The 13,794-nt window shown below is 67.6% G+C and carries 13 protein-coding genes; 10 read left to right on the top strand and 3 right to left on the bottom strand.

Annotation, left to right across the window (positions count from 1 at the left end; all coding sequences use genetic code 11):
- Positions 1-132: 132 nt before the first annotated feature.
- On the bottom strand, positions 133-3,198 hold the full coding sequence (locus tag PIGHUM_RS21175) for an Rne/Rng family ribonuclease (protein ID WP_124081703.1): 3,066 nt from the start codon (positions 3,196-3,198) through the stop codon (positions 133-135).
- A gap of 702 nt (positions 3,199-3,900) precedes the next feature.
- On the opposite strand from PIGHUM_RS21175, the gene PIGHUM_RS21170 reads away from it, so the two are divergent.
- From PIGHUM_RS21170 to PIGHUM_RS21160, 3 genes are all read left to right on the top strand, one after another.
- Positions 3,901-4,896: an RluA family pseudouridine synthase gene (locus tag PIGHUM_RS21170; protein ID WP_124081702.1), complete on the top strand. Its 996-nt coding sequence runs from the start codon at positions 3,901-3,903 to the stop codon at positions 4,894-4,896.
- A 77-nt stretch (positions 4,897-4,973) separates the two neighbouring features.
- Positions 4,974-5,642, top strand: coding sequence for an HAD-IA family hydrolase (locus PIGHUM_RS21165; RefSeq protein WP_124081701.1), 669 nt, complete (start codon positions 4,974-4,976; stop codon positions 5,640-5,642).
- 118 nt (positions 5,643-5,760) lie between these two features.
- Complete coding sequence (locus PIGHUM_RS21160) at positions 5,761-6,762, top strand: S49 family peptidase (protein WP_124081700.1); 1,002 nt, start codon at positions 5,761-5,763, stop codon at positions 6,760-6,762.
- 7 nt (positions 6,763-6,769) lie between these two features.
- Here the strand turns inward: PIGHUM_RS21160 and PIGHUM_RS21155 are convergent, their stop codons facing one another.
- Positions 6,770-7,492, bottom strand: a complete 723-nt coding sequence (locus PIGHUM_RS21155) for an SAM-dependent methyltransferase (RefSeq protein WP_124081699.1) — start codon at positions 7,490-7,492, stop codon at positions 6,770-6,772.
- A 2-nt stretch (positions 7,493-7,494) separates the two neighbouring features.
- Complete coding sequence (locus tag PIGHUM_RS21150) at positions 7,495-8,112, bottom strand: Maf family nucleotide pyrophosphatase (protein ID WP_124081698.1); 618 nt, start codon at positions 8,110-8,112, stop codon at positions 7,495-7,497.
- 146 nt (positions 8,113-8,258) lie between these two features.
- Between PIGHUM_RS21150 and PIGHUM_RS21145 the strand changes: the two genes are divergently transcribed.
- The 7 genes from PIGHUM_RS21145 (at position 8,259) to acpP (ending at position 13,751) form a co-directional block, all read left to right on the top strand.
- Positions 8,259-8,864: a YceD family protein gene (locus PIGHUM_RS21145; RefSeq protein WP_246013406.1), complete on the top strand. Its 606-nt coding sequence runs from the start codon at positions 8,259-8,261 to the stop codon at positions 8,862-8,864.
- 244 nt (positions 8,865-9,108) lie between these two features.
- On the top strand, positions 9,109-9,291 hold the full coding sequence (rpmF, locus tag PIGHUM_RS21140; RefSeq protein ID WP_124081697.1) for a 50S ribosomal protein L32: 183 nt from the start codon (positions 9,109-9,111) through the stop codon (positions 9,289-9,291).
- Between the two features lie 217 nt (positions 9,292-9,508).
- Positions 9,509-10,585 carry a phosphate acyltransferase PlsX gene (gene plsX, locus PIGHUM_RS21135; RefSeq protein ID WP_124081777.1) on the top strand — a complete coding sequence of 359 codons (1,077 nt, stop codon included), beginning with the start codon at positions 9,509-9,511 and terminating at the stop codon, positions 10,583-10,585.
- Positions 10,582-11,598 (top strand): beta-ketoacyl-ACP synthase III, encoded by a 1,017-nt coding sequence (locus tag PIGHUM_RS21130; RefSeq protein ID WP_124081696.1) that lies wholly within the window; start codon positions 10,582-10,584, stop codon positions 11,596-11,598. The genes plsX and PIGHUM_RS21130 overlap by 4 nt, the downstream gene beginning before the upstream one ends.
- A gap of 33 nt (positions 11,599-11,631) precedes the next feature.
- Positions 11,632-12,567, top strand: coding sequence for an ACP S-malonyltransferase (gene fabD / locus PIGHUM_RS21125; protein WP_124081695.1), 936 nt, complete (start codon positions 11,632-11,634; stop codon positions 12,565-12,567).
- A gap of 94 nt (positions 12,568-12,661) precedes the next feature.
- Positions 12,662-13,405, top strand: coding sequence for a 3-oxoacyl-ACP reductase FabG (fabG, locus tag PIGHUM_RS21120; protein ID WP_124081694.1), 744 nt, complete (start codon positions 12,662-12,664; stop codon positions 13,403-13,405).
- A gap of 106 nt (positions 13,406-13,511) precedes the next feature.
- Positions 13,512-13,751 carry an acyl carrier protein gene (gene acpP, locus PIGHUM_RS21115; protein WP_124081693.1) on the top strand — a complete coding sequence of 80 codons (240 nt, stop codon included), beginning with the start codon at positions 13,512-13,514 and terminating at the stop codon, positions 13,749-13,751.
- Positions 13,752-13,794 lie beyond the last annotated feature (43 nt).

The raw sequence follows: 13,794 nt of genomic DNA, 5'->3' as shown, positions 1-13,794 counted from the left end.
GCAAGACAAACCAAAAGAACCAACCACCCCGATCCAAGACCCTCCCCCCAGACCCAGGAGGCGGTGGATCCGGCTTTGCCGGTCCACGCGCCTCGCCCCCTGGGGGGCGCGCGTAAGCGCGTAGGGGGGGACCTACCTAGTCTCTACCTGCACCAGCACTTCCGCGGCTGCAGGCGGACGGACGCGGGGTTCGCGGCCCAGGCGAACGGGAGTGGAGGGCAGGGACTGTTGGGCAGTCGCGAGCTTGGCGGGGTCGGTTTCGACCCACTGCATGCCGGCTTGCTGCACCACGCGCTGCAGATCGTCGTTCGATGCGCCGGCGTCGACGGGAGCGACGACGGGCACGGCGGCGCTGCTGACGGCGGCAGGCGTGGGTGCAGGCGCGGCAGGCGCCGGCTGGGCGGCCGGTTCGGCTTGCGTCGGGACGCTGGCGTCAGCAGCGGGCATTTCCGCAACGGGAGCTTCCACGCGCGGGGTCGCGACAACCGGCGTTTCCACGGCGGGCGCCTCCACGACCGGCGCCTGCGCGGCGGGCGTTTCCTCGGCGGTAGCCTGGGCGGCCGGTGCAGGCGCGACGCTTTCCTGCACGGCAGCGGCCTCGGCAGGTTCGGCGGCAGGCGCTTCGGCAGTGGGCGTGCCTTGGGTCACGGCCGGGGCCGGCGCTGCCTGGTCGGGCTCAGCCTGCGGTACCGGGGCTTGCACGACCTCGGCCACGATGGGAGCCGGCGTTTCCGTTTCCAGGGGCTGGGCCGTGACGACGATGGGCTCGGACACGATGGCCGCCGGAGCCGGTTCGCCGGATTCCGCGTCGTCCTCGTCGATCGCGTCGTCGTCCTGCAGGCTGTCGTCGCTGGTGCCGGTGCCGGCCTCGTTCTGGCGGCGGCCACGGCGGCCGCGGCGGCGACGGCGCTTGCGCTCGGGCTCGCTATCGCCATCGGCCGATGTGTCGGCAGACGAGCCCAGCTCATCCTGGGCGGCCAGCGCCGGGACATCCGCCGCCGGCTCGGCCTCGGGGGCTGCCACTGCAGCAGGCGATACAGCTACGGTTTCGTCGGCCATGGCTGCGATGGCCGCTGCCGGGACTGCGGCGACCGGGGCGACGCCCAGCGCGGCTTCATCGGCCGGCAGCTCTTCGCGGCGGTTGCCACGGCGGCCGCGGCGATTGCGGTTGCGGTTCTCGGCGGATTGCTGTTCGCTTTCCTCGCCGGCAGGGGCGACTGCCGGGCGGGTTTCCTCGGCCTTGGCCGTTCGCGGACGTTCGTCGCGACGGGTATCGCGGCGCGGCGAGCGGGATTCGCGCGTGTCGCGGGCTTCCTTGCGGCTGTCGTCGCTTTCGGGGCGCTGCTCGCGCTCGTCGCGGCGGCCGCGGTTGCCCTGCGCCGTACGGCGGCGATTGCGGTTGGGGTCGCGCTCTTCGCGCGAGGCTTCCTTGCGGCCGCGCGGTTCGGGCGCGGCAGTCTCGGTGCCCGTGCCCTTGAGCCAGCCGACCAAGCGGGCGATGAAGGCGGAGAAGCCGCCGGCGGCCTCGGCCTGCGCGGGCTGCTTGCCGCGCGCCGGCCGGGCGCCGTTGGCGGGGGTGGACGACACCGGTGCCGGTTGCGAAGGGGTGATGCCCTTGACGATGGCTTCGGGGCGCGCCTTGATCTCGTGTTCCTGGGTCGAGTAGGCCAGGTTGGTCTCGGGCGCCTCGGCCAGTTCGAAGCTGGCCCTGGTGCTCTCCAGGCGAGGATCGTCGTGGCGCAGCCGCTCGATGCGGTGGTGCGGGGTGTCGAGGTGCTTGTTGGGGATCAGGATGACGTTGACCTTCAGGCGCGCTTCCATCTTGGCGATGTCGGTGCGCTTTTCGTTCAGCAGGAAGGTGGCCACTTCCACCGGCACTTGAGCGTGCACGGAGGCCGTGTTCTCCTTCATGGATTCTTCCTGGATCAGGCGCAGCACCTGCAGCGCGCTGGATTCGGTGTCGCGGATCACGCCAGTGCCGTTGCAGCGCGGGCAGGTGATGTGCGAACCCTCGTTCAGGGCCGGACGCAGGCGCTGGCGCGACAGTTCCATCAGGCCGAAGCGCGAGATCTTGCCCATTTGCACGCGGGCCCGGTCGAAATGCAGGGCTTCGCGCAGGCGCTGTTCGACGGCGCGCTGATTCTTGCCGTCTTCCATGTCGATGAAATCGATGACGATCAGGCCGCCCAGGTCGCGCAGGCGCAACTGGCGGGCCACTTCGTCGGCGGCTTCGAGGTTGGTGCGCAGCGCGGTTTCCTCGATGTCGCTGCCCTTGGTGGCGCGCGCCGAGTTCACGTCGACGGCTACCAGGGCCTCGGTGTGGTCGATCACCACCGCGCCGCCCGAAGGCAGCGGCACCGTGCGGGCGTAGGCGGTCTCGATCTGGTGTTCGATCTGGAAGCGCGAGAACAGCGGCACGTCGTCGCGGTAGCGTTTCACCCGCTGGACGTTGTCCGGCATCACCACGCTCATGAAGGCGCAGGCCTGGTCGGCGATGTCGTCGGTATCGATCAGGATCTCGCCGATGTCAGGCGAGAAATAGTCGCGGATGGCCCGGATGACCAGGCTGGATTCCAGGTAGATCAGGATGGGGCCGGTGTTCTCGCGCGCCGCGCCGTCGATGGCGGTCCACAGCTGCATCAGGTAGGACAGGTCCCACTGCAGCTCTTCGACGTTGCGGCCGATGCCGGCCGTGCGGGCGATGATGCTCATGCCCTGCGGAACCTGGAGCTGCTCCATGGTTTCGCGCAGTTCCTGGCGGTCCTCGCCTTCGACGCGGCGCGAGACCCCGCCGCCGCGCGGGTTGTTGGGCATCAATACCAGATAGCGGCCGGCCAGCGAGATGAAGGTGGTCAGCGCGGCGCCCTTGTTGCCGCGCTCTTCCTTCTCGACCTGGACGATCAATTCCTGGCCTTCGCGCAGCACGTCCTGGATGCGGGCGCTGCGCACGTCCACGCCTTCCTTGAAGTAGCTGCGGGCGATTTCCTTGAACGGCAGGAAGCCGTGGCGTTCCTCGCCGTAGTTGACGAAGCAGGCCTCCAGGCTGGGTTCGACGCGGGTGATGACGCCCTTGTAGATGTTGCCCTTGCGCTGTTCGCGGCCGGCGGTTTCGATGTCGAGGTCGATGAGCTTTTGCCCATCGACGATGGCGACGCGCAGTTCTTCCTGGTGCGTCGCGTTGAACAGCATGCGCTTCATGTATGAAGTTCTCCGTGGTCATGTCGCGCCGAAAAACCGGCGCGCAGCCTCGGGCCGCCAGGAAGCGTGCGCAAGCGCAGTCGAGTGGAGGAAACCGGTGCGCGAAAAGCCGCACCCCGCAGATCAGGTCACGATGACTGTCCGGGTGGGCATGCGCAGGGTCGGGAAAGAGCGCAGGCACCGTGGATGCCGCAGCCATCGCCTAGGTACCGCGATCTGCGGTGCCGGCGATGAAGGGTTGCGGAATCGAAAGCTGTTGTTTTCACGGTGGTTGCGAGCCAGACAGGCCCGCCTCATGGGCGAACCTTTGCGTATACGACGACGGTTTCAAGCACTAGCGTGCGCGGGCGCTTTGTCCGCCGTCGCGGGCAGGGCTTCGATGGCGAAGCGCCGGCGGTGCGACGGTCGGGCGACCTTGACGGCCCGGAAGAATCCGGCGGGCGGGACGGGTACAATTCCGGCACACCGTGCGACTTGCCCGGCCCGGCTGCGTGCTGCAACGGTTGCAGGCACTGCCGCGATGGTTCGGCGGCGTGCCGCAAACCGATGGGGCTCGCGTGCCTGGGCCTGGATCCGGCCCGCACTTGGCGGAAACGCCGCAAAAAGCGCGTCTCGACGCAGGAAGTGCAGACTGGGTGGGCGTCGACGTGTGCGTCAACCCTGTGCTCCAACCCGCCTGATTCGATCAGGCTTCAGGATTATATGTCGCTACCATTGTTGCGCAAAGCGAAATCCTCAGCCGGCCGGGATCGTCCCGCCCGGCCGCCCCAGGCCGCGCCCGCGCCTGCCGTGCGCCTGGTCGAGGTGGACGAGTCGCATCACGGCCAGCGGCTGGACAATTTCCTGCTGCGCCTGTGCAAGGGCGTGCCCAAGAGCCACCTCTACAAGGCCATCCGCGGCGGCGAGGTGCGCGTCAACAAGGGCCGGGTGGCGGTGGACCACCGCATCGAATCCGGCGACCTCGTCCGCGTGCCGCCGTTCCGGCTGCCCGAGGTGCCGGTGCGCTTCGTGCCGCCCAGCGAGTTTCCCATCGTGTTCGAGGACGATGCCCTGCTGGCCATCGACAAGCCGGCGGGCGTGGCGGTGCACGGCGGCAGCGGCGTCGATTTCGGCGTGATCGAGCAATTGCGCCGCGCCCGGCCGCAGGCCAAGTTCCTCGAGCTGGTGCACCGGCTCGACCGGGACACCTCGGGCCTGCTGCTGGTCGCCAAGAAGCGCAACGCGCTGGTGGGCCTGCATCAGTCGCTGCGCGACGGCCTGTGGAACAAGCATTACCTGGCCATGGTCGCGGGCGACTGGGTCAACGACCGCCAGCATGTGCGCAAGCCGCTGCTCAAGTGGACCACCCAGTCGGGCGAGCGGCGCGTCCGGGTCGACCAGGACGGCCAGCCCGCCCATACCATTTTCGTGCTCAGGCAGCGTTACGGCGCCTACTCGCTGCTGGATGCCGAACTCAAGACCGGCCGCACCCACCAGATCCGCGTGCATCTGCTCAGTTGCGGCTTTCCCATCGTCGGCGACGACAAATACGGCGACGAAGCGGCCAACGCCGGGGCGGCCGCGCTGGGGTTCCGGCGCATGTTCCTGCATGCGCATACCCTGTGCGTGCCGCACCCCCTGACGGGCGAGGCGCTGGCTTTCCAGGCGGACCTGCCGCAGGATTGTCTCGATTTCATCAAGAAACTGGAAAATCCATGAGCGCGCCCGCCCGGCCGCCCGGAGGGCGCGCGACCTTCCTCGGGGAAGATGTGGCGCAGCGACAGGAGGGTACATCAATGAGCGCTGTGGAAGGCTATTCGCTGGTGGTGTTCGATTGGGACGGCACCCTGATGAACTCTACGCCCACCATCATTGCCGCGATCCAGTCCGCCTGCCGCGACCTGGGCCTGCCGGTGCCGCCCGACGAGGCCGCGGCCTGGGTGATCGGCCTGAGCCTGCAGGAGGCGCTGCTGGCTGCCGTGCCCACGCTCGAGCAGCGCCAGGTTCCTGCCTTCGTCGCCCGCTACCGCTTCCACTACCTGACCAAGGACCCGGAGCTCAGGCTGTTCGAAGGCGCCGAGCAGATGCTGTCGGAGCTGGCCGGGCGCGGCGTGCGGCTGGCCGTGGCGACGGGCAAGAGCCGGGTGGGGCTGGAGCGCGCGCTGGAAGCGACCGGCTTGCGCCGTTACTTCGACGCCACGCGCTGCGCCGACGAGACCTTCTCCAAGCCCAATCCGGCCATGTTGTACGAGATCATGCGCGAACTGGACGCCGATCCGGCCGGCGCGATCATGGTGGGGGATACCTCGCACGATCTGCAGATGGCGTGCAATGCCGGCATCCACGGCGTCGGCGTCACCTATGGCGCCCATGCGCTGGGCGAACTGGCCGGCTGCGGCCCGCAGGCCCTGGTCGGCAGCATCGCCGAACTGGGCGGATGGCTGCAAAGCCGTTTGCGGCCCTGAGCCGGGCCCGCTTCGCGGCTGTCGCTGCGGGGCAACATGGCCTATCCTAGCGATTGATCCGCCGCGGCCCGGTGGCCGCGGTCCGTAGTTCGTCCTTTTTTCCGCGAGCCTTTCTTTCATGTCCCAGGACATACGCCCCGATTCGTCCTCCGATCTTCCCGCCGGCGCTCCCGGCATTCCCGGCCAGTGGGAGCGCGACGTACTGGAAAAAATGGTGTTCGCCTCGATCCGCGAGCAACGCGCGCGGCGCCGCTGGAGCATTTTCTTCCGCCTCGTGGCGCTGACGGCCGTGGTGCTGATCGTGCTGGCGGCTACCGGCGTGCTGTTCCGCGGCAGTACGTCGGGCGTGCCTGCCGCGCATACCGCGCTGGTCAACCTGGACGGCGTCATCGATGCCGATGGCGAGGCCAGCGCCGAGAAAATCAATGCCGCGCTGCAGGCGGCGTTCGACGAGGGCGGGGCCAAGGGCGTGGTGCTGCGCATCAACAGCCCGGGAGGCAGCCCCGTGCAGGCCGGCATGATCTACGACGAGATCCGCCGCCTGCGCGCGCTGCATCCGGACAAGCCCGTCTATGCCGTCGTCGAGGAAATCTGCGCCTCGGGCGGCTACTACGTGGCCGCTGCCGCCGACAGGATCTACGTCAACCGGGCCAGTGTGGTCGGTTCGATAGGCGTGATCATGGAAGGCTTCGGCTTTACCGGGCTGATGGACAAGCTGGGGGTGGAGCGGCGCCTGGTGGTGTCGGGCGAGAACAAGGCCATGCTCGACCCGTTCTCGCCCGCCAATCCGTCGCAGCAGGCGCATGCGCAGGCGCTGGTCAAGGAGATCTACCAGCAGTTCGTCGAAGCCGTGCGCGAGGGCCGGGGCGATCGCCTGCAGGAGACGCCCGACATGTTCTCCGGCCTGGTCTGGACCGGCGCGCGCAGCATCGACCTGGGGCTCGCGGACGATCTCGGCACGGTGGAAGGCGTGGCGCGCGACGTGATTCAGGCCGAAGACGTGGTCGACTACACCGTGCGCGAGAATTTCGCCGAACGGGTGGCCAAGCGCGTGGGCGTGTCTTTCGGCGCCGGCGTGGCGCGGACCGCGGTGGACCGGGGCGGCTGGCGCTGGCGCTGAGACTGCGTCAAGACTTGGCCAGGAACAGGAACAGCGTCGGCTGCTTGTCCAGTTGCGGAGGCGGCTGGCGCTTCCAGTCGGCGATGCTCAGCGTGCGCACCCATTCGTTGTCGGTCGTAAGCGAGCGGGCGACGCACAACAGCGTGGTGGGCCGCAGCGCGGCGAGCAGCGCTGCGTGCATGGCGCCGTTGCGGTAGGGCGTTTCGATCAGCATCTGGGTCTGGTTGTGGCGCGCCGAGGCCTGTTCCCAGTCGCGCAGTTGGCGCGCGCGATCGGCTTGGTCCACGGGGGCGTAGCCATGGAAGGCGAAGCGCTGTCCGTCCAGTCCGCTGGCCATCAGGCCGAGCAGGATGGAGGAGGGCCCCACCCAGGGTTGGACCCGCACGCCCATTGCATGGGCGGCCCGCGCCACGCGGGCGCCGGGATCGGCCACCGCGGGGCAGCCGGCTTCGGATACCAGGCCGATCTCGCCGCCTTGCGCCAGCGGCCGTAGCCAGTCGGCGATGTCGCGGTCGCCGGTGCGTGCATCCAGGGTATGGATGGTGATTTCCTGCAGGGGGCGCTGGGTGCCGATGGACTTGAGGAAGGCGCGGGCGGTCTTGGCGTTTTCCGCAATGTACGTGTCGAGCCGGCCGGCCAGTGCGCGCGCCTCGGCGGGCAGCCAGCGTTCGGGCGGGGCGTCGCCCAGGGAAACCGGTATCAGGTGCAGGATGCCCGAGTTCGTGTTCATGCTCATGCCTGCGCGCCGTCCGGCGCGTCGAGAGGGTCCATGCCGAATGTCGCCAGCATGCGCGTCAGCGCGATCAGGGGCAGGCCGATGAGCGCGGTCGGATCGTCGCTGTCGATGCGCTCCATCAGGGCGATGCCGAGCGCCTCGGCCTTGGCGCTGCCGGCGGTGTCGTAGGGCTGCTCGGCGTGCAGGTAGGCGCGCAGCGCCGCATCGGACAGCGTGCGCAGCGTGCAGCGCGTCAGCACGGTGTCGCTGGCCTGGCGCTGGCCGTCGTCGATGGCGACCGCAGTGTGGAAGGTGACCGTCCGGCCGCGCATGGCGCGCAATTGCTCCAGCGCGCGGCCGAAATCGCCGGGTTTGCCTATGGGGCTGTCGCCGAGGGTGGCGACCTGGTCGGAGCCTATCACCAGGGCGCCGGGGTGAGCCTGGCTGATTGCGCGCGCCTTGGCCCGGGCCAGCCGCAAGGCCAGCGCCGGCGGGGTTTCTCCCGGCAGGGGCGTTTCATCCACGCCGGGAGCGATGACGGAGAAGGGCAGGCGCAGGCGGGCCAGCAGTTCTCGCCGGTACGGCGAGGTGGAAGCCAGGATCAGCGTGCGGCGGGAGGGTGCGATACTTGCCATGGATGGTACGGTCTGGCGGATAAGTGTTTGACTTGTTTGACTCTTTTTGTCCATCCGCGCTATTATCCAACGTTTTCCCGGGTAAATTCTTCTTCTTTTGCGGGATGCCTTTTGTGAACGCCGAAAAGAAAACCGAAGCCAGGGGAATGAAAAAAGCTGCTGAACAGCGCGAATTCGAGACGAAGGCGGTCGAGACGCAGGCGGACACCATGCGCTATATCGATGCGTTCGAGTTCGTCCGCGTGGGCAAGTCGCTGGAAGGCAGCGTGCCGCTCGCGCGGTTCGTGCGCCTGCTGGATGGCTTGCCGGAGCAGGATCCTGCCGCGATGGTACGCTGGGCGGCCCAGGCCGACCGGGGGCCGCTGGGCGAGGAATTGATCCGGCTCGACGTCGCCACGGCACTGACGCTGCGCTGCCAGCGCTGCCTCGGGCCGCTGGCGATGCCCATCGAGTCGGGCGTCGTGCTGCAACTGGTGCAGACCGAAGCCGAACTCGACAATCCCGATACCTTCGACATGTCGGAACTGGCCGCTGAGCAGGCCGGCGAGGATTATGAGAAAGTGCTGGGGTCGCGCAAGTTCGACCTGCAGGAGCAGGTCGAAGACGAACTGATCCTGAGCGTGCCGTACGTGCCCAGGCACGAACGCTGTCCGGGTGGCGAGAGCGAAGGCGGCGATGGGCAGGAACGCAAGCCTTCGCCGTTCGCGGCGCTGGCCCAGCTCAAGTCTTCTTCGGGCGATGTCGGCAAATAAGCGACAGTTTTTGTGTATAGTCGCACCCGTGCGAATGGCCGGCGCCTTGTGCGCGGCCGGGTGCGGCAGCGGCGGCTGAAGGTGGGCTGCTGGTGTTTTCGCAGGTGTTTGGTGTTTTTGGACGGCGTTTCGAGCAAGCCTGCGCAGGCCGCCGTCATCTTTCGAAAAGCAGGTTTTAGAACTCGCGGCGGTCACGCGTAGGCATCTGGCTTACAATGCGCGCCGTTCCTAGGAGTCCCGTAACATGGCCGTTCAGCAAAACAAAAAATCGCCCTCCAAGCGTGGCATGCACCGCGCGCACGATTTTCTGACCAACCCCCCCATCGCCGCCGAAGCGACCACGGGCGAGACGCATCTGCGTCACCACATCAGCCCCAACGGTATCTACCGCGGGCGCAAGGTCCTCAAGACCAAGAACGACGAGTGATACGGAACGATCCCGGGCCAAGCGCCATGGGATCGTCTACTCAGGGGTGGAGTGCGGACGACGCTCAGGCCTGGTCGGCATTTCACCCCTGGGCACTTGCGGAACCTTTCCCGGTCTTGTCTGCCCTCCATCCATACGCCGAGCCCACCGGGCCTTCAGTCCGCTGCGGGCTCGAGGGCGATGATGCGCAGGGTCAGGCGTTCTTGCGTCCATGGCTATGATCCGTATCGCGGTCGATTGCATGGGAGGCGATTTCGGCCTGCCCGTGACGCTTCCTGCCGCACTGGCGTTCTCGGCTCGCCGTCCCGATGTCGAACTGCACCTTGTGGGCTTGGCCGATAAGCTCGAGGCGAGCTTAGCGCAAGCGCGCCCGCCCGCGTCCGTACGCCAGCGTCTGCGCATCGTGCCTGCCACCGAAGTCGTCACGATGGACGACAAGGTGGAGGTTGCATTGCGGCGCAAGAAAGATTCCTCCATGCGGATTGCTGCGGAACTCGTGCGCGACGGCAAGGCCGACGCCTGCGTGTCGGCAGGCAATACCGGCGCATGGATGGCGATCTCGCGCTATGTGCTCAAGACCCTCGACGGTATCGATCGTCCGGCAATCGCCAAGGCACTCCCGAACCACATGGGCGGCGTGACGGTCATCCTCGACCTCGGGGCGAACGTCGATTGCACCGCCGAGCACCTGCTGCAATTCGCCATGATGGGCTCGGCCCTGGTCTCGAGCGTGGGGCACCGCGAACGTCCCACGGTGGGCCTGCTCAACATCGGCGAAGAAGCCATCAAGGGCAATGAAGTGGTCAAGCAGGCCGCCGAGCTATTGCGCGGCAGTCCGCTCAATTTCTATGGAAATGTCGAGGGCAACGACATTTTCAAGGGAACGGTGGACGTAGTCGTCTGCGACGGCTTCGTTGGTAACATCGTGCTCAAGTCTTCCGAAGGCCTGGCCAAGATGCTGGGCGTCTTCATTAAAGAAGAATTCAAGAGAAACCTGTTCACGCTGCTGATCGGCGCGATCGCCTCGCCGGTCTTGAACCGTTTCCGGCAGCGGGTCGATCCGCGCCGCTACAATGGCGCGGCGCTGCTCGGCCTGCGCGGCGTCGTCATCAAGAGCCACGGATCGGCGGACGCCTATGCGTTCGAGTGGGCCTTGCAGGATGCCTGCGATGCGGTCACCAGCGGCCTGCTGGCGCGCACGGCGCAGACCATCGCCCAGATGACGGGCGCGCCGGCGGGTGGGGCAGGACAAGCGGACGGCCGCGAGCCGGTCCCGCATGGAGAAAATGCATGAGTGCAACAGCGGCGCGTCCCGCCGGCAATCCGGCGCCGACTGCCTGGTCGAGAATCATCGGTACGGGAAGCTGCCTGCCCGAACGCGTGGTCAGCAATGACGAACTGGCGGCGGAGATGGCGCAGCGCGGCGTCGAAACCTCCGATTCCTGGATCGTCGAGCGCACCGGCATCCGCCAGCGCCATTTGGCCGAGCGCGGTGTAACCTCCAGCCAGCTCGGCACCGAGGCCGCCCGCCGCGCGTTGCAGGACGCCGGGATAGAGGCGGCCGATCTCGATCTGATCGTGGTGGCCACCTCCACCCCGGATTTCGTCTTTCCCAGCACGGCCTGCCTGATCCAGGCGAACCTGGGCGCGTCGAAGGCGGCCGCCTTCGACGTGCAAGCCGTCTGTACCGGTTTCATCTATGCGCTGACCATTGCCGACAGCTTCGTGCGCATCGGGCGCGCCCGCAACGCGCTGGTCATCGGCGCCGAGGTCTTCTCCCGCATTCTCGATTGGAACGACCGCTCCACCTGCGTGCTGTTCGGCGACGGAGCCGGAGCGGTCGTACTGCAGGCTTCGGCCGAGCCGGGCGTGATGGCGGCCAAGCTGCATGCCGACGGCAGCCAGACCAAGATATTGTGCGCCGCCGGCAACGTCGCCTATGGCGAAGTCATCGGCGATCCCTTCCTGCGCATGGAAGGGCAGGCCGTGTTCAAACAGGCCGTCACGGTGCTGGACCGCGTCGCCCATGAAGTGGTCGAAGAGGCAGGCGTGACGCTGGCCGACGTGGACTGGCTCGTGCCTCACCAGGCCAATGTGCGCATCATCAATGCCACCGCCAAGCGCCTGGGCGTGCCCGCCGAGCGCGTGGTGTCCACGGTGGACCTGCACGCCAACACTTCCGCGGCCAGCGTGCCGCTGGCCCTGGATGCCGCCCGGCGCGACGGGCGGATCAAGCGGGGCGATACGGTGATGCTGCAGGGCGTGGGCGGCGGATTCACTTGGGGCGCGGTGCTTGCGCGCATGTGAGCCGGCCCGCATACAGAACAGCGGAATCTTCCCATGACTAAAATCGCATTCGTTTTTCCCGGCCAGGGTTCGCAATCGGTCGGCATGCTCGACGGCTTTGCCGGCAATGCGGCGGTGGCCGACGTCGTGGCGCGCGCCGGCGCCGCGCTGGGCGAGGATCTCGCCGGTCTGATGGCCAACGGCCCTGCCGAGCAGCTCAATCTCACCACCCACACCCAGCCGGTCATGTTGACCGCCGGTGTGGCAGCCTATGCCGCCTGGCAGGCGGCGGGCGGACCCCAACCCGTGGTCGTGGCCGGCCATAGCCTGGGCGAGTACGCCGCGCTGGTGGCCGCGGGCGCGCTGACGCTCGAAGATGCCGTGCGCCTGGTGCGCATCCGCGCCGACGCCATGCAGTCGGCCGTGCCGGTGGGGCAGGGCGGCATGGCCGCCATCCTGGGCCTGAGCGACGACCAGGTGCGCGCCGTCTGCGCCGCTGCGGCGCAGGGGCAGGTGGTGGAAGCAGTCAATTTCAATGCGCCCGCCCAGGTCGTGATCGCGGGCGACAAGGCCGCCGTCGAGCGCGCCTGCGAGGCCGCCAAACAGGCCGGCGCCAAGCGCGCGCTGCCGCTGCCGGTCTCGGCGCCGTTCCATTCCAGCCTGATGCAGCCGGCCGCCCAGGTGCTGGCGAAGGCGCTGGAGGCTATCGATATCCAGTCGCCCCGCATCCCGGTGCTGAACAACGTCGACGTCGCCGCCCCCACTCAGCCGGGGGCTATCGTCGACGCGCTGGTGCGCCAGGCCTGGCATCCGGTACGATGGGTGGAAACGATCCAGACCATGCAGGCGCAAGGCGTGACGCACCTGGTTGAATGCGGGCCCGGCAAGGTGCTGAGCGGCCTGGCCAAGCGAATCGCGCCCGAGCTTGCCGCACTGGCGGTCACCGACCAGGCGACGCTCGAAGCGGCGCTGGCTGCCGTGCAGGGGTGAGCGGCCGCGCCGGACGGAAGCGCGGCGCGGGCAAGAGAACGAATGGGCCGGGATGGCGCAGCGCCACCCGAAGCCGGGGAAACAAGGAAGAACCATGGAACTGCAAGGTAAAGTCGCGCTGGTGACCGGCGCATCGCGGGGGATCGGCAAGGCCATTGCGGCGGAACTGGCTGCGCGCGGCGCGACCGTGATCGGCACGGCCACCACCCATGCCGGCGCAGAGGCGATCACCGAGGCGCTGGCGGGCTTTCCCGTGAAAGGCCGGGGCGCCGTGCTGCAGGTCAATGATCCCGCCGCGGTGGATGCGCTGGTCGACGAGATCGGCAAAGCCGAAGGCGGCCCGCACATTCTGGTCAACAATGCCGGCATTACGCGGGATACACTTGCGATGCGCATGAAGGACGAGGACTGGTCGGCCGTGATCGACACCAACCTGAGCGCGGTCTTCCGCCTGTCCCGGGCCGTCATGCGCGGCATGATGAAGGCCAAGTGGGGGCGCATCATCAACGTTACGTCGGTGGTGGGCGCGAGCGGCAATGCCGGCCAGGCCAACTACGCGGCCGCCAAGGCGGGCGTGGCCGGCATGGCCCGCGCGCTGGCGCGCGAGTTGGGCAGCCGCAACATCACCGTCAATTGCGTGGCGCCCGGTTTCATCGATACCGACATGACGCGTTCGCTGGGAGACGAGCAGACCGGCGCGCTGCTGGGGCAGATTCCGCTGGGCCGCCTCGGCCGCCCGGAGGACATCGCCCACGGCGTGGCCTATCTGGCCTCGCCGGGCGCCGGCTACGTGACGGGCGCGACCCTGCATGTGAACGGCGGCATGTACATGAATTGATTTCCGCGTATTGCAACCGCGATATGCATTTGTCCGGTCGGCTCCGCTTGATGCAGGCGAGCTTGGCTATAATTCAGTTAGATATAGACCCTTTTGGAGGATCTCCATGGATAGCATCGAACAGCGCGTGAAGAAGATCGTCGCTGAGCAACTCGGCGTCAACGAAGCCGAGATCAAAAACGAATCTTCTTTTGTCGACGACCTCGGTGCCGATTCGCTCGATATGGTGGAACTCGTGATGGCTCTCGAAGACGAATTCGAGACCGAGATTCCCGACGAGGAAGCCGAGAAGATCACGAACGTGCAGCAGGCTATCGACTACGTCGGTGCGAACATCAAGAAGTAATCGTAAGCATGCGATGACGGGGGCGGCTCATCGGCCGCCTTCG

Source organism: Pigmentiphaga humi (assembly GCF_900606115.1).
Taxonomy (GTDB): domain Bacteria; phylum Pseudomonadota; class Gammaproteobacteria; order Burkholderiales; family Burkholderiaceae_B; genus Pigmentiphaga; species Pigmentiphaga humi.
Note: the sequence above shows the minus strand (reverse complement) of the source record. Positions and strands in the feature narration are given on the sequence as shown.